We start from the raw sequence: 21,373 nt of genomic DNA on the forward strand, positions 1-21,373 counted from the left end.
GGCGCGACGCCCGCGCGCGGCGGTGACCCCCCGCGGTGATCCCGCGCGTCGCCCCGCTCGCCGGCGGCTCGCTTCCATGAAATCCCTGGTAGCGTGCTGCGCATGCGAACCGCCCGATCTCGAACCGGTCTCCTGTCCCAGCCCGGCGCGCGATGTCCGCGCGCCGCGCGGCGATCCGACGATCGCCTCGCCCCTGCCCACCTCGGCACGGCGCGCCGCCCCGCCCGCGGCGGCCGCCGGCTCCTGCTCGCGCGCCTCGTGGCCGCCGCGCTCGCGCTGCTCGGCGCGTGGCTCCCCGCGCGCGCGGCGCACGCGGCCGGCAGCGTCAGCATCGTCGATCGCTCGCCCAAGGAGAACGACGGCCGCTGGAAGCTCAAGATGACGATCAACTACGGAGGGACGCCGCACCTCGCGCACATCCCGATGCTGTTCTCGTTCACGCCGACGGTGCACTACGAGCGGGCGCTCACCGACCAGTCGCCCGACAAGCCGATCCTGAACCGCATCCCGCTGCACAACCAGCAGTCGATCAACGAGAGCATGGACGTCGGCTTCTCCGACGGCAGCGGCAAGATCTTCTCGAGGACCAAGTTCGACTTCGTCCTCCGGCGCGACCGGGGCTTCGAGGCCGGCGAGTACGATCTCGTGATCAAGCGCGCGAGCGACGGCGTGCAGGTGGGCTCGAAGCAGAAGATCACCCTCCTGGGCGACAACGAGGTCATCGACCGCCGCGCGATCGTCTTCACCGGCACGAAGAAGAAGACGGACGACAAGGCCGAGAAGGACGGCGCCGAGGAGGGCGACGCGGCGGAGAAGGCGCCGGAGAGCGAGCCCGCGGAGGCGGACGCGGAGGCGCCGAGCGACGAGGCGATGAGCGAGGCGGCGCCGCCCGACGAGGCGCCGCCCCCGGTCGAGCCGAAGCAGGGCGGCTGCGGCTGCCGGCTGGCGCCGGACGAGGACGCGACGCCGCTCGCCCTGCCGCTCGTCGCGCTGGGCGCGGTCGCCGCGCTCGCCCGGAGGCGCCGCGCGCCCCGCGGCGAGCCGCGCGCGCCGCGGTGAGGCGCGCGCCGCGGGCGCCGCGATGAGGTGGCGCCGGCAGCCGGGGCGGACGCCCCGGGGCGACGACGCCCGCGTCCTCCGATCGCCCTTGCGGCGAGCACCCGAGCCCGCCGACAATCCAGCCGACGCCGCCCGCCCGCGACCTCCTCGCGGGCCCGCCGTCCCGAGTCATTCGATGAGCTCCCTAGTCCCCGCCCACCAGCATCCCTTGCTGTACGCGATCTTCGCGCGCGTCTGGCTCCACGAGCTCTCTCGCACGGAGAGGGCCAGGGTCACGCTCGCCAGCGTGCCCGACGCGGCGCTCGACCGGCTCGCCGCGCTCGGCGTCGACTACGTGTACCTGATGGGCGTGTGGACGCTCGGCGAGGAGGGCCCGCGCATCTCGCGCACGCACCCCGATCTGCGCGCCGAGTACGATCGCGTGCTGCCCGACTGGACCGAGGCCGACGTGGTTGGCTCCCCGTTCGCGATCGCGCGGTACGAGGTGAGCCCCGCGTTCGGCGGCGACGCCGGCCTCGCCGACCTGCGCCGTCGCCTCGCCGCGCGCGGCATCGGGCTCCTGCTCGACTACGTCCCCAACCACGTCGCGCGCGACCACCACTGGGTGAAGGAGCGGCCCGCGTGCTTCATCGCCGACGACGACGGCGCCCCGCTCTGCGGGCGCGATCCCTACCTCCCGCCCTGGCCCGACACGGCCCAGCTCGACCTCCGCCTCGCCGAGACGCGCGCCGTGTCGATCGAGGCGCTCCGCAGCATCGCCGCGCGCTGCGACGGCGTCCGCTGCGACATGGCGATGCTCGTGCTCGACGACGACTTCCGGCGCACGTGGTCCAAGCGGCCGCCGGCGCCGGGCCAGGCGCAGGCCAGCGGCGAGTTCTGGGCCGAGGCCATCGACGCCGTGCGCCGCGATCACCCGGGCTTCGTCTTCGTCGCCGAGGCCGCCTGGGATCTCGAGTGGCGCCTGCAGATGCTCGGGTTCGACTACACCTTCGACAGGAGCCTTTACGATCGGCTGAGCCACGCCTCGGCGTCGTCGGTCCGCGGCCACCTCGGGGCGACGCCCGACTACCAGCGGCGGAGCATCCGGTTCATCGAGCACCACGACGAGCCGCGCATCGCGGCCGTGCTGCCGCCCGACCGGCGGCGGGCCGCGGCGTTCATCGCCGCGACCGTGCCCGGGATGCGCTTCATCCACCACGGCCAGATCGAGGGGCGGACCGTGCGCGCCTCGCTCCACCTCGCGCGCGCGGCCGCCGAGCCGGTCGACGAGGCGTGCCTCGCCTTTCACGAGCGGCTGCTCGCGGCCGTGCGCCGCCCCATCCTGCGCACCGGCAGCTTCGCCACGCTCGCCCCGCGCGGCCCGGGCGCCGACGCGTTCGTCTCGTACCGCTGGGAGCCGCTCCCGGCCCGCGGCGCGCCCCGGACCGCCGCGCCGCTCGTGGCGGTGGTCAACTTCGCCCCGTCGCGCGGCGGGTGCCGCATCCCGCTCGACGTCGCCGGCGTCGCCGGCCGCAAGGTGCTGCTCGTCGACCTCATGACCGGCAACGAGCACCCGCGCGACGGCGACGAGCTGGTCGACCCGTCGCGCGGCCTCGGCGTCGAGCTGCCCGCGTACGGCCTCCACCTCTTCGAGATCCGGCGCTGAGGGCGCGTCGCCGGCCCGGGTCTGTCCACGCACGGAGCTCCTCGATGACCGATCACGGCGCCGGCGCGCCCCTCCGCCTCATCACCATCCCGTTCAGCCACTACTGCGACAAGGCGAGGTGGGCGCTCGATCGCGCCGGGGTGCCGTACCGCGAGGAGGGCCACCTCCCGCTCGCCCACGCGCTGCCCGCGCTCCGCGCCGGCGGCCGCCGCACCGTGCCGGTGCTCGTCACCCGGTCGGGCGCGCTCGCCGACTCGACCGACATCCTGCGCTACCTCGACGCGTTCGTCCCCGCGGGGCGCGCGCTCTTCCCGCGCGCGCCCGGCGCGCTCCGCGCCGAGGTCGCGTCGCTCGAGGATCGCTTCGATCGCGATCTCGGCCCCGCGACCCGCCGCGTCGTGTACTTCCACCTGCTGCCGGACGAGGCGGCCGCGTTCTCGCTGATGGCGCGCTCGTTCCGCTCGCCCGAGGGCGGCGCCGCGGCGCCGCCGCCCTGGTTCGGGCCGCGCATGTTCCGCGCGTACTTCCCGGTCGCCCGCGCGGTCATGCGGCGGGCGATGCGCATCGACGCGGCCTCGGCCGAGCGCTCGCGGGGCGAGATCCGCGCGGCCTTCGACGCGGTGAACGAGCGCCTCCGCGACGGGCGCCCGTTCCTCGCCGGCGACCGGTTCTCGGCCGCGGATCTCACGTTCGCCGCGCTCGCCGCGCCGGTGCTCCTGCCCGAGCATCACCCGGTGCCGCTCCCCGAGCTCGCCGGGCTGCCGGCCGCCCTGCGCGCGCTCGTCGAGGCGCTCCGCGCCGAGCCGGCCGGCGCGTTCGGCCTGCGCATGTACCGCGAGCAGCGCGCGCGGCGGGCGGCCGACGCCGCCGCGTGATCTCAGCCGCCGGCCCGCACGCTCGCGAGCAGCTCCCGCACGGGAGGCCCCGCCTGAAGCGGCTCGCGGCGCGCGCCGAAGCGCCGCGCGTGCTCGCGGACCGTCGCGATCGCCGCGTCGGGGTCGAGGCCGTACCGGGCGCGCAGCCACGCCGAGAGCACGACGCCCGCGCGGCCCGCGCCCGACGCGCAGTGCACCACGACGGGCGCGCCGCCCTCCTCGGCGCGCCGGAGCGCCGCGATCGCGCGCTCCAGGGCGCCCCGCGTGGGGAGCGCGCCGCCCTCGAGCGGCACGTGCGTCACGCGGAGGAACTCGCGCTGGTAGCGGCTGATCAGCGGGACCCGGAGCGCCGAGAGCTCGTCGTCGTCGAGCAGGCAGAGCACCTCGCGCATGCCCTGCCGCGCCATGAAGCCGAGCCACGCCTCCACGGGCGCCTCGCTCGGGTCGGGCGCGTCCCCGGCCCGCGGCGGCACGCTCACGGAGGAGCGGATCCCGGAGGCCGACCAGAGCGCCATGCCGAAGCCGGGGCGCTCCGCGCCGTGCACGACGCGATCGAGCGGCGACGCCGGCGCGAGGTTGTAGGGCGCGAGCGTCGCGTGATCGTGCTGGCCCCGGTAGAAGAGCTCGAACTCCTCGACCGACGCCTCGAGCTCGGGATCGTCGATCGAGCCGGGCCGCGCGCGCCGCACCTCGGCCACGGCCTCGGCCGCGGACCGGCCGAGCGACACCAGGCGGCACGCGAGCACGACGCCGGTGCGCCCGACGCCGCCCTCGCCGTGGACGACGATCGGCGACGGCGCGCGCCCGAGGAACGCCACGGCGCGCAGGAGATCCAGGCTCGGGATGCGCGTGAAGTCGGCGAGCGGGCAGTGCAGGTGGAGGAGCGGCCCGAGCGCGCCCGGCGGAGGCGCCCGCCGCGACAGCGACACCACGCTGCGGAAGCCGAGCTCCACGAGCTCCGCGAGCGCCCGCGGCGCGTGCGGGTAGGCCATGCCGGCGAGCTCGCCGGGGATCACGAACGAGAAATTCTCGAGGTCGCTCATCGCCGTCCCCCGGTGTGCCCGCGGCCGCAGGGCGCGGCGCCGTGCAGGGTTCGGGCGACGCCGAGGATCGCCGGGGTCGTGGGCCAGGGCGCGGGCGCATTCCTCATGGTGGGTCCGCATTGTAACGGCACTTCACGGCGGCTTGGCAGCCGTCACGGCGGCCGGTTCGTCCCGGTCGCGAGGGAGGCAGCGGGGCGGGGGCGCGCCGCGGCGGCGGCGCGTCGCTCCGGGTTCCCTCGGCACGGTCCGGCGTGTATGAAGGGCCCGTGATCCGCAAAGCCCTCGCCCGGACACCCCTCCTGCGCCCCTGGATGCTGGTCGCGCTCGGCCTCGGCACGGCCTGCGGCGGCGCCGGATCGCCGGCCGCGGCGCCGACGATCCCGGGTGGAGAAGCGTCCGGGGCGGCCGCGGCGTCGACGGCGGGCGCGCCGGCGGCGTCCCAGCGGGCCGCGGCGCCGACCCCGGCGGAGGCGCAGGCGTTCCTGGCCGACGTCGACAGGGAGCTGCGCCGGCTGCGGCTCCAGTCCGCGCGCGCGGCGTGGGTCAACCAGAACTTCATCACCGAGGACACCGACGCGCTCGCGGCCGCTGCCGACGAGGCGACCATGGAGTTCCTCAACCGCACGATGAAGGCGGCGAGGCGCTTCGACGGGCTCGCGCTGCCCGGGGAGCTCGCGCGGCAGCTCACGCTCCTCAAGGTCGGGACCACGCTGCCGGCCCCGAGCGATCCCGCCGAGCGCGCGGAGCTCGCGGCGCTCGCGATCGAGATGACGAGCATGTACGGCAAGGGCAAGTATTGCCCGAAGGGCGCCGCGGATCGGGCGGCGCCGGCCGGGGCCGCGCCCGCGAGGGCCGCGGCGGGGCAGAAGGCCCAGGCGGGCGCCGCGGCGCCGGAGTGCCTCACGCTGAACGATCTCTCCCGGATCCTGCGGACCAGCCGCAAGTGGGACGAGCTGCTCGAGGCGTGGACCGGCTGGCACGCCATCGCGCCCCCGATCCGGCCGAAGTTCGAGCGTTACGTCGCCCTCGGCAACAAGGGCGCCGCGGAGATCGGCTTCCCGGACCTCGGCGCGCTCTGGCGCGCCGGGTACGACATGCCCCCCGACGCGTTCGAGGCCGAGACCGATCGGCTCTGGGGCAAGCTGAAGCCGCTCTACGACGAGCTGCACTGCTACGTGCGCGCGCGGCTGCGGGCGATCCACGGCAAGGACAGGATCGGCGACAAGGCCCCGATCCCGGCGCACCTGCTCGGCAACATGTGGGCTCAGCAGTGGTCGAACGTCTACCCGCTCATGGAGCCGTACAAGGGCCAGCCGTCGCTCGACGTGACGGGCAAGCTCAAGGCGAAGAAGCTCGACGAGAAGCAGATGGTCGCGCTCGGCGAGCGGTTCTTCACCTCGCTCGGGCTCGACCCGCTGCCGGGCACCTTCTGGGAGCGGTCGCTGTTCAAGAAGCCCGCCGATCGCGAGGTCGTCTGCCACGCGAGCGCCTGGGACGTGGGCGACCGGAACGATCTGCGCATCAAGATGTGCATCGAGCCGACCGAGGAGGATCTCATCACGATCCACCACGAGCTCGGGCACATCTATTATTACAGCCAGTACTACAAGCTCCCGATCCTGTTCCAGTCGGGCGCGAACGACGGCTTCCACGAGGGGATCGGGGACACGCTCGCCCTCTCCGTGACGCCGAGCTACCTGAAGACGCTCGGGCTCGTCGACCGGCTGCCCGCGGACGAGAAGGGGCAGATCAACGTCCTCTTCAAGCAGGCGCTCGACAAGGTCGCGTTCCTGCCGTTCGGCAAGCTCATCGATCAGTGGCGGTGGGACGTCTTCGCGGGCAAGACGAGGCCGGAGGACTACAACAAGGCGTGGTGGGCGCTGCGGCTGAAGTACCAGGGCGTCGCGCCGCCCGTGCCGCGCACCGAGGCCGACTTCGACCCCGGGGCGAAGTTCCATGTCCCGGCGGGCGTCCCTTACACCCGGTATTTCCTCGCGCACATCTATCAGTTCCAGTTCCACCGCGCGCTGTGCAAGGCGGCCGGGCACACGGGGCCGCTCCACACGTGCTCGATCTACGGCAGCGAGGCGGCGGGCGAGAAGCTGCGCGCCATGCTGTCGCTCGGCGCGAGCCGCACGTGGCAGGAGGCGCTCCAGGTGATGACGGGGGAGACCGAGGCGGATCCGGGCGCGATGCTGGAGTACTTCGAGCCGCTCCGGAAATGGCTGAAGGATCAGAACAAGGGTGAAGTCTGTGGGTGGTAACTGGCCGTAGGTGATCGTAGGTGAGCTGTGCGCGTCTTCGTCGCTGTTGATCCGGGAGCCGAGCTCCTCGCGAGGGTCGGAGAGCTCCTCCGGGAGATCTCGCCGCTGGCTCCGTCCGCCAAGTGGGTGGAGCCTGCTGGGCTGCATATCACGCTCGCCTTCATGGGCGAGATCGGAGAGGAGCGGCTGCCGCTCGTCATCGCGGCGGCCAGCGTCGCCGGCTTCCACCGGCCGCTCACGCTGCGCATCGAGAAGGGCGGCGCGTTCGGCACGCGGCGGCGTCCGCGCGTCCTCTGGCTCGGCGTGGGCGGCGCGGTGAGCGCCCTCACGGCGATTCACCGCGATCTGGAGCAGGCGCTCTCGCTGTCGACGGGCTACGTGCCCGAGGATCGCCCGTTCGCGCCGCACCTCACGCTCGCGCGCTCGCGGGATCCGCGGGGGGATCCGGCGCTCGAGGCGTGCGCGCAGCGGATCGAGGGCGTCGATTTCGGCGAGACGCAGGTGCGCGAGCTCGTCGTTTACCAGAGCGAGCTGACCCCGAAGGGCGCGCGCTACACGGCGCTCGCGCGGGTGCCGCTGGAGGGGATCGGCGCCGCGGATCCGGGGCGGTAGAGCGCCTCAGCGCCGCTGCGGCTCCGGGCCGGGGAGGAGCCCGAGCCGCACCGCTTCCTTGTACGCGAACGAGCGGCTCAGGCCGAGCAGCCGGCCGGCCATCGCGGCGTTGCCGCCGGCCGCCTGGAAGGCGCGCGCGAACGCCTCGCGGCGCGCCCGCTCCAGCGTCTCGGCCAGGGGCTCCACGGGCCGCTCGCGCGCCGCGTCCAGGGGCCACGGCCCGGGGGGCTCGATCCGGGGCGCACGGGAGCGCTCGCCCGCCCACGGCTCGACGTCCTCCAGGCGGAGGACGAGCTCCCGGCCGGCCGCGCCCTCGCCGTCCGCCACCGTCCGGCTCAGCACGGCGCGCTCGACCGCGTGCTTCAGCTCGCGGACGTTGCCCGGCCAGTCGCGCTGCGCGAGCGCGCGCAGCGCCGCCTCGGTGAAATCCACCCGCCTCGCGCCGAGCTCGACCGCGAACCCCGCGGCGAAGCGCTCGCACAGCGCCGGGATGTCCTCGCGCCGCTCGCGCAGCGGGGGCACGCAGATGGGGTAGACCCAGAGCCGGTGGAACAGGTCGGCGCGGAAGCGCCCCTCGTCGACCTCCCGTCGGAGATCGCGGTTCGTGGCCGCGACCACCCGCGCCTCGACGCGGTGCGCCCGATCGTCGCCGACCGGCTGGATCTCCCCCTCCTGCAGCACGCGGAGCAGCTGCGCCTGCGCCGCCAGCGGGAGCTCGCCGACCTCGTCGAGGAAGACCGTCCCGCCGCGCGCCGCCTCGAACCGGCCGGCGCGCGCCGCCGTCGCGCCGGTGAAGGCGCCCTTCTTGTGGCCGAAGAGCTCCGACTCGACGAGCTGCGCCGGGATGGCGGCGCAGTTGACGACCACGAGCGGCCGGCTCGCCCGCGGCGACCGCTCGTGCAGCGCGCGGGCGACGAGCTCCTTCCCCACACCCGTCTCGCCCGTGACGAGCACCGGCACCGAGAGCGGGGCGAGCACCGCGATCTCGCGCTCGACCCGCTGCATCCCGAGCGACCGGCCGGGCACCGCCGGGGCGCCGGGGGCGGGGGAGACCAGGCGGCGTGCCTCCGGGGCGGACGCCGGCGACGCGTCGAGCCGCAGCGCGGCGGCGCAGAGCCCCGCGAACACCCGCGCTTCCTCGTCGCGCAGATCGCGGAGGCCGTGGGGATCGCAGGCGTCGAGCGTGAGCAGCCCGGCGAGCCGGTCCTCCACGCGGAGCGGGACGGCCATGCAGGCGTGGATCGGGTGGATCTCGCCGGCGTTGCCGAGCAGCCAGCCGTTGTACGGGTCGGGCTCGCTCGGATCGAGGAACCGGATCGGCCCCGTCGCGAGCGTCGCCCGGCGGAGCCGCGGGTGCTCCGCCGGCCGGAAGCAGAGCCCCCGCGTCGCCGGCGAGAGCCCGATCTGCGCGGTCACCGCGACCGAGCCGTCGTCCGCGGCCGTGAGCACCGAGAGCGCGTCCGCCGCCGTCACGCGCGCGAGCGCGCGCAGGATCCGCTGCAGCGCCTCGTGGCGGGAGGGCGCTTCGGACAGGCTGAGCACGGCGTCGAGCAGGGTCACGCGGGTTCCTCGGGGAGACGGCTACGGTCGAGGTTTCCTGGGGGACACCGCGGTAGGAAACACCGCGCCGTGCGGCAGGGCAAGCGCGCACGACCGCGCACCGTCGGCTGGGCGCCCTCCGGGCCGCCGCGCCCGCCGGCGGCGCGGGTTTCCTGGAGGAAACCGCGGCCGGCCGCCCGGCGCGGCGTCTCGACGGATCCCGGTGGAATCCGCCGGCGATCGGCCCCGGGGGCGTCCATGGCACAGCTCGTGCGGAGGCGGCGGGCAAGACCGTTGGCGCGCGGGCATGCGGCCCCGCTCGGAGGTTTCATATGGGATTGAACGTTCGCTTGTTGCGGGAGAGCTTCGAGCTCGTGCTCGAGAGGGAGCCCAACATCACCCATCGCTTCTACGGGATCCTGTTCTCGAGGTATCCGCAGGTGAAGCCGCTCTTCGGCCGCAACAGCCAGGCGCAGCAGGAGAAGATGCTCGCGGAGGCGCTCGCCGCGGTCATCGACAAGCTGGAGGACGCGTCCTGGCTCGAGGAGAAGCTCATGGCCATGGGGGCCAAGCACGTCGATTACGGCGTCACGGACGAGATGTACCCGTGGGTCGCCGACGCGTTGATCTCCGCGCTGGGCGAGGCCGCCGGCGCCGACTGGACCCCGGAGCACCACAAGGCCTGGACCGACGCGCTCAACGCGATCGCGTCGCTCATGATCCGCGGGGCGAAGCAGTACGGCCGGCCCGAGGCCGCGGCGGGCGCCGGGGCGCAGGCCAGCAGCTAGCGCTGCTGCGGGAAGTCGGGCCGAGAGGCGAGCCGCCATGACGCCCAGGGCGCGCGGCAGCGGCTCCGCTGCCGCGCTCTCACCAGGTGACCGGGAGCTCGTGGATGCCGTAGACGATGGAGTCGTCCTTGAACGAGAGCTCCTCCACGGGCACGGCGGGCCGCAGCCCGGGGATCCGCCGGAACAGCGTGTCGATGACGATCTGCAGCTCCAGCCGGGCCAGGTTCTGACCGAGGCACTGGTGCGGGCCGAAGCCGAACGCGAGGTGGTTCCGGGAGCCACGCTCGAGGTCGAGCTCGTCGGGGTCCTCGAAGACCTCCGGATCCCGGTTGCCCGTGTTGGCCAGCGTGAGGACGCCCTCCCCGGCCCGGATGAGCGCGCCGCCGATCTCCACGTCCTCCTTGGCGACCCGACCGACCGCGAGCTCCGCGATGGTGAAGTACCGCAAGAGCTCCTCGACGGCGGCCACGGTCTTCGAGGGGTCCTGCCGGAGGGCGGCCAGCTTCTCCGGATGCTGCAGGAGCACCAGCGTGCTCAGCGAGATCATGTTCGCGGTGGTCTCGTGCCCGGCGAGCAAGAGCAGGAACGCCATGCCGATCACGGACTCGTAATCGACATCGCCGTGCTCGCGCTGCTTGAGGATCAGGCGGCCGAGCAGGTCGTCGGGGGGATTCTGCGCCTTCTGGACCACCAGCTCGCCCAGATACGCCATGAGCTCGCCGAACGCCTGCATGACCGCCTCGGGCGGCGTCTTCCGGCTCACGAGCTGCGCGGAGCGCGTCTGGAAGAGCTCGTGGTCGGCGTAGGGCACGCCGAGCAGCTCGCAGATCACCAGCGAGGGCACGGGCAGCGAGAACGCCTGCACGAGATCGACCGGGCGCGGCCCGGCCAGCATGGCGTCGATGTGCTCGTCCACGATCTGCTGGATGCGCGGCGCGAGCGCGGCGATCCGCTGGACCGTGAACTCACCGAGCACGGCCCGGCGCGCAGGCCCGTGCTCGGGCGGATCCAGATCGAGCAGCAACGGCTTGAAATCGCTCGGGGGCGGACTCTCGCGGAACAGCGTGGGAAAGCCGGGGGCGCGCCGGTTGGAGCTGAACCGAGGATCGGACAGGACCGCCCGGATGTGCTTGTGGCTGGTGACGGCCCACACCGTTTTACCATCAGGCAATCTCACCTTGGCGACGGGGGCCTCTTCGCGGAGCCGGCGGTGCTCCGCAGGCGGCGCATGCGGGCAGGTTCGGGCCACGGGAAGCGTCAGAACGGGATCGGCCGACATGGGTCCACCTCGACTCATGGTGTATGAGGGAATACTTCATGCGCGTCGTTTCCAGACTAGCCAACCGGCAAGCGAGGCGCAAGTTGGGCCCCGGCGGCGATCCGACCCGCGCGGATTCAACAGGTCGAGTTGCCCGCTGAATCCGCCAGTGCGTGAGCCGAGCACACGGACGCCGGGAGAGAGCCAGTCGCGGGGGCGCGACGGGCGCGAGGAGGAGGAGAGAGGCCTGTCTCCCTCTCCCCTGTATCCCTTGCGCCCTCGTGCCCTCGCGGTTCCCCTCACGGGCTGATCCCCGCGAATCCCGGCGTGATCGGCGCTGTACGGCCTCCTCGTGGGGCGACGCTGTGCGGGGCGCGCGGCGCAGGGGCGTCGGGCGACGCCCGGCGTCAGTCCCCCATCGCCTTCACGACGAGGCGCTTGCGCCGCTTGCCGTCGAACTCCGCATAGAAGATCTGCTGCCAGGGCCCGAGATCGAGCTTCCCCGCCGTGATGGGCACCATCACCTGGTGGTGCACGAGGATCGACTTGAGGTGGGCGTCGCCGTTGTCCTCGCCGGTCCTGTGGTGCTTGTAGTCGGGCCCCTCGGGCGCGAGGTGCTGCAACCACGCCCAGATGTCCTCCCACAGGCCGGGCTCGTGATCGTTCACGAAGACGCCGGCGGTGATGTGCATGGCGCTCACGAGGACCATGCCCTCCTGGATGCCGCTCGCCGTCACCACGGCCGCGACGCGGTCGGTGATGTTGATGAGCTCGCGCTTCGCCCGGGTCTCGAAGTAAAAATACTCGGTCTTCGATTTCATGGCTCCTCCCGCGCGCCACGCAGCGCGCCGTCCTCGCGCGGCCGCGGTCGCCTGCCGCCGCGAGCCCGCCGGATCCGGCCGGCTCCATAGCCCACCTCCCGGCCCGGCGCGAACCGCGTGCGGATCGCGCGCCGGGCGGCTACGATCGAGCGCCGTGAAGGCCGCGCGCCGGCGTCTCATCCTGGATATCGTCGCGACCGACGCGACGTTCGAGCGCACCGAGATCCGCGGCCAGGCGGCGTGGGTGGGCAAGTGCATCCACTGCCAGTCGCACGTCGTGGTCGGCCTCGACGGCGAGCCGATCCAGCGCGCCACCGTGGAGCACATCGTCCCGCGCACGCACGGCGGGACGGACGCTCTCGACAACGTGGCGCTCGCGTGCGGGCGGTGCAACGCGCTGAAGGGGATGCGGCTCGACGTGCGGCGCCGCGACGACCCGAAGCTGCTCGCCGTGATCGAGCGGCTCCGGGAGCGCAAGGCGAGGCGCCTCCGCCGCGCCGGGCCGTAGCGTCGCCGCGGGCGGCGAGCGCCAGGTCGTGCTCGGGCGCGGAGGAGGGCGGGGGCGCCGCCTCCGCCGCGCTCAGGGGTAGAGCCGCTCGACGCGCCAGCCGTCGCCGTCGCGGAGGTAGACCTCGCGGTCGTGCAGGCGGCTCTCCTGGCCTCGCCAGAACTCGATGCGATCCGGCACCACGCGGAAGCCCCCCCAGAACGGCGGCCGGGGCACCGGCCGGCCCTCGAAGCGGGCCTCGATCTCGCGCACCCGCTCGAGCAGCACCTCGCGCGAGGGCAAGGGCTCGCTCTGCCGCGACGCCCACGCGCCGATCTGGCTGCCCCGCGGGCGGGTCGCGAAGTAGGCGTCCGACTCCGCGTCGCTGAGGCGCTCGACGCGCCCCTCCACGCGGATCTGCTCGGCGGCCTTCGCCCAGTGGATGCACAGCGCGGCGAACGGGTTCGCCGCGAGCTCCGCGGACTTGCGGCTCGCGTAGTTGGTGAAGAACAGGAACCCGCGCTCGTCGATGCCCTTCAGCAGCACCAGCCGCGCCGAGGGGCGCCCGGAGGCGTCCACGGTGGCCAGCGTCATGGCGGTCGCGTCGGTCGGTTCGGTGGTCCGCCGCTGCTCGAGGAGCGCGCGCGCGAGGGCGAAGGGATCGGTCGGGTTCGGCTGGGTGGTCATGGCTCGATCGCGGCATGCATATACAGGCAAGACGCGCTCCTGGCGAACCCGGACCGCTCGCCGCCGCCCGCGCGCCGCGTCCCCGAGCGACGCGCGGGGGCGGTCCAGCGATGCCAAGGAGGAAGCCGTCCGATCGCCTCGGCGACGCGGCGGGGCCGCGCCGTCGCCCCCCGGGGGTTCCGCCGCCCCGGCGACGCGGCGGGGCCGCGGCGTCGCGCCGCCGGGGATGACGACGCGTCTCGGGGCGGGCGGGCCAACCTCCGCCGGAGGCGCAGCGCAGGTTTGCCCGCCGCCGCGCGCCTCGTTTAGCCTGCCATCGTCCTCCCTTCTTGGATCGACCCGTCCTTCGTTCGGAGCAACGTCGCGATGGCCAACTACGACCTCGACATCCAGAAATACCACGAGACCCACACCAACATGTGGCTGGCGCTGACCCTGGTCAGCGCCGCCGGCTACCGTTATTGCGACACCACATCCGCGGACGAGCACACCGTCACCGTCAAAGATGGCTCCAACGGCCCGAGCTGCGTCCTCTACCTCCGCAAGAGTGATCTTTATCTGGTCGGCTTCAAGAACGCCGCGGACCACGTCTTCGCCTTCGACGATCAGGCCCCGAGCTCGTTCGGGACCCGCCTCAGCATGCCGGTGAACTATGCGAACGTGAGTGGCAGCGCGAAGGGCTCGGCCATCAAGCGAAAGACCATCGTCGACGCCATCACCGCCTTCAGCGGCCACGTGGGCACGAAGAACTGGGGTGGCCTCTCCTTGCCTTTTTTGGCGATGGCCCTGCTCGTGAGCGAGGCCATGCGCTTCAAGCCTATCTTCATGACGATGCGCGGCATCGTCAATGACGAATCCAATGCCAAGTTCACGGCCTTCAAGGCCTGGGAGGAGGACGTGACCTCGTGGAACCGCAAGACCGAGGACCTGCGCGAGCGCAAGAAGCTCAAGGAGCGTCCATCCCAGCTCGAGGTGAAGACCTGGCACCACTTCGGGCGCTAGCGCTACTGCGGGAAGTTGCCCCGGACCAGCAGAAGAACCGCCACGTCGCCAACGACGCCAAGAAGAGAGGGGAAGGGTTGTCCCTCCATTTCCCCTTCTACTTCCCTGGTTTCTTGGCGCCCTTGGCGTCATGGCGGTTCGCCTCTCGGCCCGACTTCCCGCAGTAGCGCTAGCGCTCGTTCAGATCTCCAGCATCCGGATCGTCCCATCCTGACAAAGCCGGGAGCACTGACAACGAGATTTGTGCAGCACCTCGCGCGAGGGCAGCGGCTCGCTCTTCCACGACGCCCGCGCGCCGACCTGGCTACCTAGCTGTCCCGCCCCACCCATCCGCGGGCTCACCGGCGCACCAGCGTCTCGGCCCCCGCGAGCCTGCGGCCCAGGCTGGCCCACCGCCCCGCGAGCTGCCTGCCCTCGATCGCAGGGCTCGCCACGCCGACCTGCTCGCCCGGCGACCAGCTCACCACGAGCTGGTCGCCTGAGCGGAGGCCCACCCCCCGCAGCGTGCCCGTGCTCGGCGTCCAGGTCACCGGACGAGCAGGAGGCCGCCGATCACGAGGGCGGCGAGGACGAGCAGCCCGCCGCCGACGATCGCGAGCACCACGCCCGCGGGCGCCCTGCGCCGCGGCGGGACCGGGACCCGCGCGGAGGGGCCGCCGGCCACGCCGCCCACCTCGGTGCCGACCATCGTCGGGTAGACCGGGCCCGTGGGGGCCGGCGGGGCCGGCGTGCGCTGGGCGGCAAGCGGGGCCGCGAACCTGCTGACCGCCCCTGGCCCGTGCGCGGCCGCCCCCGGCCCGTGCGCGGCCGCCCCGAGCACGGGATCGAGCGCCGCCATGGCCTGCGCCGCGTCGGGGAAACGCGCGCCGGCGTCGCGGGCGACGCACCGGGCGAACCAGGCGTCGAAGCCCGCGGGGATCAGGTGGAGGCAGCCGAGCTGGGCGGCGCGGGCGGACGGCGGGTCCAGCGGGTTGAACAGCACCTCGCGCATCAGCGACATGACCGAGGCGCTCGGCCCGCGGCTCGGCTCGACCCAGTACATGCGCCCGGTGAGCAGGTAGAAGGCGAGCAGCCCGAGCGCCCAGACGTCCGACGCCGGGGTGACCCGCGCGGCCAGCTCGGTCTGCTCGGGCGCCATCCAGAGCGGCGTCCCGACCGACGCGGTCATCACCGACGAGGCCCGCGTCTCGGCCACGACCTTCGCGACGCCGAAGTCGAGCACCTTCACCTTGAAGCGGACGCTCTGCTGGCGAGGCCGCGCGACGAAGACGTTCTCGGGCTTGAGGTCGCGGTGCACGACCCCCGCGCGGTGGGCCGCCCCGAGCGCGTGGCCGAGCTGCCCCATCAGCTCGCGGACCTCGTCGGGCGGCAGCGGGCCGCGCTGCGCCACCACGGCCGCGAGGTCGGCGCCGTCGAGCAGCTCCATCGCCAGCCACGGGGCCTGCGTCGCCGGATCCACGCCCGCGGCGACCACCTCCACCACGTGGTCGCTCTCGATGCGCGCCCCGACCCGCGCCTCCTGCTCGAAGCGCTCGCGGAAGCGGGGGTCCTGCGCGAGCTGCGCGTGCATCAGCTTCACGGCGCGCTGCTTGCCCGTGGAGAGCTGCTCGGCGACGAACACGGCGCCCATGCCCCCCTGGCTCAGGGGGCGGACGATGCGGAAGTCGCCCCCGAGGACCGTGCCGGGCGAGGGCAGTGCAGGCGGCGTGGTGTGGACCATGGCGAGAGGGAACCCTTCGGGCGATGTCGCGCTGCGCGCCCCGGTAGCGTACCTCCGGACGCCCGATCAGGTCTCGCGCCTGCCGTCCCCGCAGGGCCTCCGCGCCGTGGCCCCGATCGTCGACGAGCTCCCGCAGGCGGCGGGGTGAAGGCGCCCGCCTGCCGCCCACGGGCCGCTCCCGAGCAGGGGCGAGCGGGCCGTGGGGGCGGCGGACCGGGGCGGGTCGACTACTGCGTCGGCGCGGGCGCGCCGTCCTGGATCCACTGGCGGAGGGTCGCGAGCTCGGCGCTCGTCAGGCTCGGCTTGCCGTCCGCGGCCTGCGGCATGACGCCCGTCATGCAGCTGGCCGTGGCGGAGGGCCTGCACCCCGCGCTCGCGGCCGTCCCCGCGACCTTGAGGTAGAGCCAGCTCTGGTCCGGATTTCCCGGCACCACGAGCCTGAACTGCCCGCCGCCCCTGGACGGCTTGTTGACGAGGCCCGCGACGATGTCCGCCGAGCTGATGTCGCCGCCGAGCGACAGACCTGCGTGGGGACCCGTCGACGGCGCAGCGTGGCAACCGCTGCACTTGTGGACCGCGCTCTCGAAGATCGGGCGGACGGCGGTGTGGAACACGCCGGACTCCGTGGTGGGCGTGGAGGTCCCCGGGTTCGGCTCCAGACTGGGATTGATGACCCGCGCGATCGCGTCCATCTCGTAGCACTGGGCCGCGATGTCGTCCTTCAGCTTCGGATCGTCGGGGGACAGGCCCTTGGCGACGCGGTACTTCTCCCAGACCTTGTCGATCCAGCCGTGGAGCTTCCAGAACATGTAGTTGTCGATGTTCGTGAACTGGTTGCCGACGCCGTGATCGGTGTTGTTGGGGCGCACCCATTTGAAATGGAGATCCCCGTGCAGGCCGCTGGCCCGCTCGCTGCTCCCGGGGATGGCCGTGCCGGCGAAGCACTGGATCCACATGCCGAGCGCGCCCTCGTCCGGGAAGCGGCTCAGGTTCTCCGGCTTGTCGATCTCGTCGGCGATCTTCGCGTTGGCGAGCGTCGTGGCGCTCCAGGGCCTGAAGTCCGCCCTCCACTGCTCGGGCAGCTCCTCCGCCGTCGTGGGGAACTTCTCGAAGCCCTCGAACTGCTCCGAGTGCTTCGGCCAGAGCTGCTTCAGCGACTGGATCATGTGCCGGTGCATGGCGAGGAACTGGTAGCCGTCGCCCGTCGTCTTGCACTCCTGATCCGGCGGGACCGGGACCGCCGAATTGCAGATATCGACCCTGCTCCCGCCGAGCCCGCCGGGGCCGCAGCGCCGGATGCTGTGCCACTCGAAGTGGGCGGCTTGCCACTCGTTCTCTTCCATCCAGGCGATGACTTCCGGCTGGACCGTGAGATCGATCTGGCCGTTCTTGATGTACTCCGCCGGACCGTCCTTCATCGTCTCGTCGCTGGGATGGGGATCATAGCCGTCCACGCAATGATCCTTCGGGTGTGTGCTGCCCGTCGCGCTCGAGCCGCCGGCGCCGCCTCCCGCAGCCCCGGTGGACGAGGAGCCCGTGGTCGCGGTGGAGGTGGACGGGTCACCGCCGCCGACGCCGCCGGTGCCGGTCCACGAGGAGGTCGTGGTGGAGGTGGGCGCGTCGCCGCCGCTGGCGCCGGAGGGGGCGCCGCCCACTCCGCCGGAGCTCCCACCTGCGCCAGCGGTGCCCCCGGCGTCGGGATCTACGCCGACGACGCAGGCTCCCAGCAGCAAGGGCGTCACGCACGAGAGGAGACCGAGCGTGCGCCGCGAACCCCTGCCGAATGACGCGGTGGACAGGCCTGCCAGATCGTTGATTCGCATGGTGCTCCTAAGTAATCGCTGAATGGCGGGAGCATGCTCCCGCGCAGCCGTTGGGAGAGACGCAAGATGGGGGATCGGCCGACATCTGGTCGTATTGCCTAGCACGAGGCTCCCGGCCAGAGAAGCGGGTGTAAAATTGTCGCCGAATGCTCGTCGCCGGCTATGGATAAGCCGAGGAGAAAGAGAAAGTAAAGACATTTTACGATGTCAAGGGTGAATCGCCACGCTCCGCTCAGGTGGCAGAGGGGTTCTGGCGCGATCCGCCTCCCGCCTGGAAAGTGACGCTGTATCAATAACTTGTCCGTGTATTGAAGAGGTCGCCTTCACTGCACAGCTTGCGGGAATTCGTCCAAAGCGGCCCGGCTTCGCGCCCGGCGGGGCGATAAACAGCTTGCCGCAGCGCGTTGTGCTGGCGCGCGGCATCATTGCGGCGCGGCCAGCGCTCCCCGGGTCGCAGCGGCATCTGCGCCCCGGCCTCGGCGTCGAGCAGGAACGGGCCCCAGGGCGGGCGAGGAGGAAGCCCAGGCGCTTCGGCGCATCGCGCGCGGCCCCGCCCCGAGCCGCGAGCGGGACGGCGCGCGCAGGCCGGTCGCACCTGGGCGCGCCGCTCTCCGCGATGGAGAGGGAGCTCGCGGGGCGTGCGCTCTCTCTGGTAAATCCTGGCAAATCACGTGCTCGGCCGTCCGGTCTCCCGGCATCACCTGATGATGACCGGATCCTCGATCGTGAAGCACTCGACCGACGACGCCGCGTATTTCAGCGCGTTGTACCAGAACTGCGAGATCTGAAAGATCTGCGCCGCCGATCTCTGATAGCAGGGGCTGTTCGGGTCCGTGTACATCTGGGGATTGAGGCACGCCGCCGTCCCGAGCCACTGGCCCGAGTAGGTCACCCACTCGTCGCCGTAGGCGACGACATGGCCTTTCCCCACCTCCTTGTGCACCGCGAAATTGTTCGTGCCGTCGGTGCAGTCGACGGTCGCGGTCGTCGATTGGATCGAGCGCGCGACGTAGGCGCCCACGCTCTGGATGTTCTTGCCGATCGGCGAGTCCTGGTTCCAGGCGCCCACGCTCCCGGGGAGGGAGCCGCCGACCGGCACGGGCCCGCCCCAGCAGTTGCAATTCGGGCAGCCGCTCTGCGCGGGATCCAGCACGCTGTCGGCGTTGAACTGGATGTCCGTGAACGAGAGGAGCTGGTTGGTCGCCGTGACGTCGTGGATGGTGCACCCCTGTCCATTGCACTGATAACCGCTCAGCGCGATGATGCCGCCGCCGTCGTTGACCCAGTCCTCGAGCGCTTTCACCTCGTCCGCCGTGAACTGCCAGGGCTCCCCGTCGTCGTTCTGCGCGCCCTTCGTCACCATCCACTGGAGGAGTATCACGTCGTACCTGGCGAGGAACTCCGGCGTGAGCGTGGGCTTCTCCGTGTTGTAGTTGTCGACCTGGGCCGTGCTCTGCGTGTTCAACCAGTTCTGGAGCGCCGTGGTGCTGTCGCTGCTGCACGGACCCCAGACGCCTTCGTGGCCGATCGACGCGATGGTGATGCAGGTGCAGTTGCCGTCGTCGTCGCAGGTCGTGGGTTGACCGGCGTCGGCCGGCGGCGGGCTCTCCGGATCCGAGCCCGGCAGCCCGAAATCGTCGCCAGACCCGTCGCTGCTGCTGGTGCTGCTGGTGCTGCTGCCGCCGGCGCCGCTCGCGCTCTCGCCGCCCTCGCCATCTCCCGCGGTGTTGCCTTCTCCGTCACCGCCGGCCGCCGAGCAGGCGATGACGGGCAGCCAGAGGGCCGCGAGGACAGCGCACATTCGAGTCGCGAGACGAAGTCTTGTCATGAACCGGAGGCTATCACTCCCGGCGCCTGGTTGGACGAGCGGCAGCTCAAGCCGGGGCCGACCGGCGCGGGTGTGCGCCTCGCGGCGACCTTCCGGCGGTGCCCCCGGCGTTTTTCGTCACGGATCCAGCGCGCTCCGGAAACACTCCCGGACATGAGGCGCTCATCGTTCTCCTTGCAGGTTGCTCTCGTCCTCCTCGCGTGTGCCTGCGGTGACGGAGGCGACCTCGGAGGAGAGGGCGGCGGAGGGGGCAAGGCCGGCGGAGGCCCGTCCAGCGGCGCGACGGGCGCCGGCGGGGGCCCGTCCAGCGGCGCGACGGGCGCCGGCGGGGGCCTCGGCCCCCACGTCCCCGAGCCGAGCACGCCGACGCGCGGCGGGACGATGACGTTCACGAACATCGGTGCGCCCGGCTGGTGGCCTCGCCGCATCGACCGCGCGCCCGGGGACCCGGCGTGCGACTACAAGGACGGCAGCGACACGTGGGGCGGGCACTGCTGCATGACGGAGCATCACACGACGAGCGACGCGCTCGCTCCGTTCGACGAGGAGATGACCCTCGTCATGAAGGCCATCCGCGTCAAGCAGCTCGCCGTCTACCAGCCCGGCGGCGACCCGGCCGCCTGGCAGATGGTCTCCTCGTGGGACGCGAGGCGCGGCGTGGGCTCGAACCTGCTCGTCACGGAGGGGCAGAACACGTCCGCCGACTTCACGGGCGACCTCACGAAGAACGACTGCGTCACGTATTTCACGCAGGACCGGCCGTTCCAGTGCAGTGACGGCAAGGACTACTACTGCCCTGACGACCCGGGCGTCATGCACCTCGGCTGGGCAGGCTCGAAGCTCGTCGTCTTTCTCGCCTCGATGACGTTCGACGACGCGGACGTCGAGGCATGCGACGGCGGCGGGCAGGGCCACCCCGGGCCGTGGGTCGCGTTCGTCGCGTCCGAGCTGGTTCGCGACGGCGGACGCAAGTGGAACGGGCTCTGCAACTGCTACTCGAAGACGGGGACGGTCGGCGACGGCTGCGGCGAGATCAACGTGTTCGAGGTCGTGATGGACAATAACGAGCACAGCAACCGCGAGTTCATGAGCACCGGTGTCCGCTCGTACCAGGAAGGACACCTCGGCGGCAGCGTCTGCGGGGCCGGCTGCGATCGCGACGCGTTCGCCGAGGACGTGGAGGTCGTCGACGCGTGCGCGCAGAAGGCCTACGACGAGGGGCCCGTCATCGAGGCCGGCGGGCGCTCGGACGGCTGCCCGACGTGGCGTCGGCCGCGCGGCGATCGCTACTTCATGATCCTGCTCGACGAGGCGCGGCGCGCGATCCAGGTCGCGGTCATCCACCCCGAGAGGATCCCCTCCGCCGCCGCCGAGATGCTCCCCGATCTGCCGGGCAGGCTCTCGCGCGAGGCGATCGACGCCCTGCTCGCGATGCGCCTGCCGGAGTGAGCCGCCCAGCGCGGGCCCACGCGCGCCGGCGCAACCGCCTGCGCGCCGCCGCAAGCGCTCGCGCACCAGCGCAACCGCCGGCATACAGCCACCCGCACGCGAGCCTGACGACGAACCGCCTTGCACTCCTGCGGGAAGTTGCCCCGGATCAGCAGAAGAACCGCCATGGCGCCAACGACGCCAAGGAGAGAGGAAGGGTTGTCCCTCCATTCTTCCCCTTCAATTTCCCTGGTTTCTTGGCGCCCCTGGCGTCATGGCGGTTCGCCTCTCGGCCCGACTTCCCGCAGCAGCGCTGGCCGCGTCTCGGTCGCACGTTCTCCGCATGACGGTCGAGACCGCAGCGCTCGAGCGACATGATGGAACGGCCATTGCTCGTGCTCTGGCGTGGGTTTTGATCGAGGTGAGGTGAGTCATCGAGACACGCACGCCAGCGGTATGGGGGGCAATCGACGCGCGTGGCGCGCGGTCGGGCG

Annotated in this window: 19 protein-coding genes; 10 read left to right on the forward strand and 9 right to left on the reverse strand. The window is 72.5% G+C overall.

Annotated features, from left to right (window positions below):
• Positions 1-102 precede the first annotated feature (102 nt).
• The 3 genes from WMF31_RS13035 (at position 103) to WMF31_RS13045 (ending at position 3,579) form a co-directional block, all read left to right on the forward strand.
• Entirely contained in the window at positions 103-1,059 is a 957-nt protein-coding gene (locus WMF31_RS13035) for an MYXO-CTERM sorting domain-containing protein (RefSeq protein WP_436602252.1), read from the forward strand.
• Between the two features lie 175 nt (positions 1,060-1,234).
• Positions 1,235-2,704 (forward strand): alpha-amylase family glycosyl hydrolase, encoded by a 1,470-nt coding sequence (locus WMF31_RS13040; RefSeq protein WP_436602253.1) that lies wholly within the window; start codon positions 1,235-1,237, stop codon positions 2,702-2,704.
• 44 nt (positions 2,705-2,748) lie between these two features.
• Positions 2,749-3,579: a glutathione S-transferase family protein gene (locus tag WMF31_RS13045; protein WP_436602254.1), complete on the forward strand. Its 831-nt coding sequence runs from the start codon at positions 2,749-2,751 to the stop codon at positions 3,577-3,579.
• Positions 3,580-3,581: 2 nt separating this feature from the next.
• Here WMF31_RS13045 and WMF31_RS13050 read toward each other — a convergent pair whose 3' ends face one another.
• Positions 3,582-4,622, reverse strand: a complete 1,041-nt coding sequence (locus WMF31_RS13050) for a phosphatase domain-containing protein (RefSeq protein ID WP_436602255.1) — start codon at positions 4,620-4,622, stop codon at positions 3,582-3,584.
• 311 nt (positions 4,623-4,933) lie between these two features.
• On the opposite strand from WMF31_RS13050, the gene WMF31_RS13055 reads away from it, so the two are divergent.
• Both WMF31_RS13055 and thpR read left to right on the forward strand, forming a co-directional pair.
• Entirely contained in the window at positions 4,934-6,886 is a 1,953-nt protein-coding gene (locus tag WMF31_RS13055) for a M2 family metallopeptidase (RefSeq protein ID WP_436606550.1), read from the forward strand.
• Between the two features lie 27 nt (positions 6,887-6,913).
• Positions 6,914-7,498 (forward strand): RNA 2',3'-cyclic phosphodiesterase, encoded by a 585-nt coding sequence (thpR, locus tag WMF31_RS13060; protein WP_436602256.1) that lies wholly within the window; start codon positions 6,914-6,916, stop codon positions 7,496-7,498.
• Positions 7,499-7,504: 6 nt separating this feature from the next.
• Here the strand turns inward: thpR and norR are convergent, their stop codons facing one another.
• Positions 7,505-9,058, reverse strand: a complete 1,554-nt coding sequence (gene norR, locus WMF31_RS13065) for a nitric oxide reductase transcriptional regulator NorR (RefSeq protein ID WP_436602257.1) — start codon at positions 9,056-9,058, stop codon at positions 7,505-7,507.
• Between the two features lie 311 nt (positions 9,059-9,369).
• Between norR and WMF31_RS13070 the strand changes: the two genes are divergently transcribed.
• On the forward strand, positions 9,370-9,825 hold the full coding sequence (locus tag WMF31_RS13070; RefSeq protein WP_436602258.1) for a globin domain-containing protein: 456 nt from the start codon (positions 9,370-9,372) through the stop codon (positions 9,823-9,825).
• Positions 9,826-9,904: 79 nt separating this feature from the next.
• Here WMF31_RS13070 and WMF31_RS13075 read toward each other — a convergent pair whose 3' ends face one another.
• Both WMF31_RS13075 and WMF31_RS13080 read right to left on the reverse strand, forming a co-directional pair.
• Positions 9,905-11,104, reverse strand: coding sequence for a cytochrome P450 (locus WMF31_RS13075; RefSeq protein WP_129350095.1), 1,200 nt, complete (start codon positions 11,102-11,104; stop codon positions 9,905-9,907).
• 386 nt (positions 11,105-11,490) lie between these two features.
• Entirely contained in the window at positions 11,491-11,904 is a 414-nt protein-coding gene (locus tag WMF31_RS13080; protein ID WP_129350092.1) for a secondary thiamine-phosphate synthase enzyme YjbQ, read from the reverse strand.
• 154 nt (positions 11,905-12,058) lie between these two features.
• Between WMF31_RS13080 and WMF31_RS13085 the strand changes: the two genes are divergently transcribed.
• The gene (locus tag WMF31_RS13085; protein ID WP_129350089.1) at positions 12,059-12,412 is read left to right on the forward strand and encodes an HNH endonuclease; all 354 of its coding nucleotides are present in this window, start codon (positions 12,059-12,061) and stop codon (positions 12,410-12,412) included.
• A 72-nt stretch (positions 12,413-12,484) separates the two neighbouring features.
• Here the strand turns inward: WMF31_RS13085 and pdxH are convergent, their stop codons facing one another.
• Entirely contained in the window at positions 12,485-13,078 is a 594-nt protein-coding gene (pdxH, locus tag WMF31_RS13090; protein WP_129350086.1) for a pyridoxamine 5'-phosphate oxidase, read from the reverse strand.
• A 366-nt stretch (positions 13,079-13,444) separates the two neighbouring features.
• Between pdxH and WMF31_RS13095 the strand changes: the two genes are divergently transcribed.
• The gene (locus tag WMF31_RS13095) at positions 13,445-14,080 is read left to right on the forward strand and encodes a ribosome-inactivating family protein (RefSeq protein WP_436602259.1); all 636 of its coding nucleotides are present in this window, start codon (positions 13,445-13,447) and stop codon (positions 14,078-14,080) included.
• 338 nt (positions 14,081-14,418) lie between these two features.
• On the opposite strand, the gene WMF31_RS13100 is transcribed toward WMF31_RS13095, so the two are convergent.
• Positions 14,419-14,610, reverse strand: a complete 192-nt coding sequence (locus tag WMF31_RS13100) for a hypothetical protein (protein WP_129350080.1) — start codon at positions 14,608-14,610, stop codon at positions 14,419-14,421.
• On the reverse strand, positions 14,607-15,800 hold the full coding sequence (locus WMF31_RS13105) for a serine/threonine-protein kinase (RefSeq protein WP_436602260.1): 1,194 nt from the start codon (positions 15,798-15,800) through the stop codon (positions 14,607-14,609). Before WMF31_RS13105 ends, WMF31_RS13100 begins: the two co-directional genes overlap by 4 nt.
• Between WMF31_RS13105 and WMF31_RS13110 the strand changes: the two genes are divergently transcribed.
• On the forward strand, positions 15,799-15,948 hold the full coding sequence (locus WMF31_RS13110) for a hypothetical protein (RefSeq protein ID WP_436602261.1): 150 nt from the start codon (positions 15,799-15,801) through the stop codon (positions 15,946-15,948). The genes WMF31_RS13105 and WMF31_RS13110 overlap by 2 nt on opposite strands.
• 79 nt (positions 15,949-16,027) lie before the next feature.
• Here WMF31_RS13110 and WMF31_RS13115 read toward each other — a convergent pair whose 3' ends face one another.
• Both WMF31_RS13115 and WMF31_RS13120 read right to left on the reverse strand, forming a co-directional pair.
• On the reverse strand, positions 16,028-17,623 hold the full coding sequence (locus WMF31_RS13115; RefSeq protein ID WP_436602262.1) for a hypothetical protein: 1,596 nt from the start codon (positions 17,621-17,623) through the stop codon (positions 16,028-16,030).
• 697 nt (positions 17,624-18,320) lie between these two features.
• Positions 18,321-19,451 (reverse strand): hypothetical protein, encoded by a 1,131-nt coding sequence (locus WMF31_RS13120; RefSeq protein ID WP_436602263.1) that lies wholly within the window; start codon positions 19,449-19,451, stop codon positions 18,321-18,323.
• A gap of 153 nt (positions 19,452-19,604) precedes the next feature.
• On the opposite strand from WMF31_RS13120, the gene WMF31_RS13125 reads away from it, so the two are divergent.
• Positions 19,605-20,900, forward strand: a complete 1,296-nt coding sequence (locus WMF31_RS13125; protein ID WP_436602264.1) for a DUF2403 domain-containing lipoprotein — start codon at positions 19,605-19,607, stop codon at positions 20,898-20,900.
• Positions 20,901-21,373: the final 473 nt, after the last annotated feature.

The sequence above is a fragment of the Sorangium sp. So ce1036 genome (genome assembly GCF_051369805.1).
Lineage (GTDB): Bacteria > Myxococcota_A > Polyangia > Polyangiales > Polyangiaceae > Sorangium > Sorangium cellulosum_F.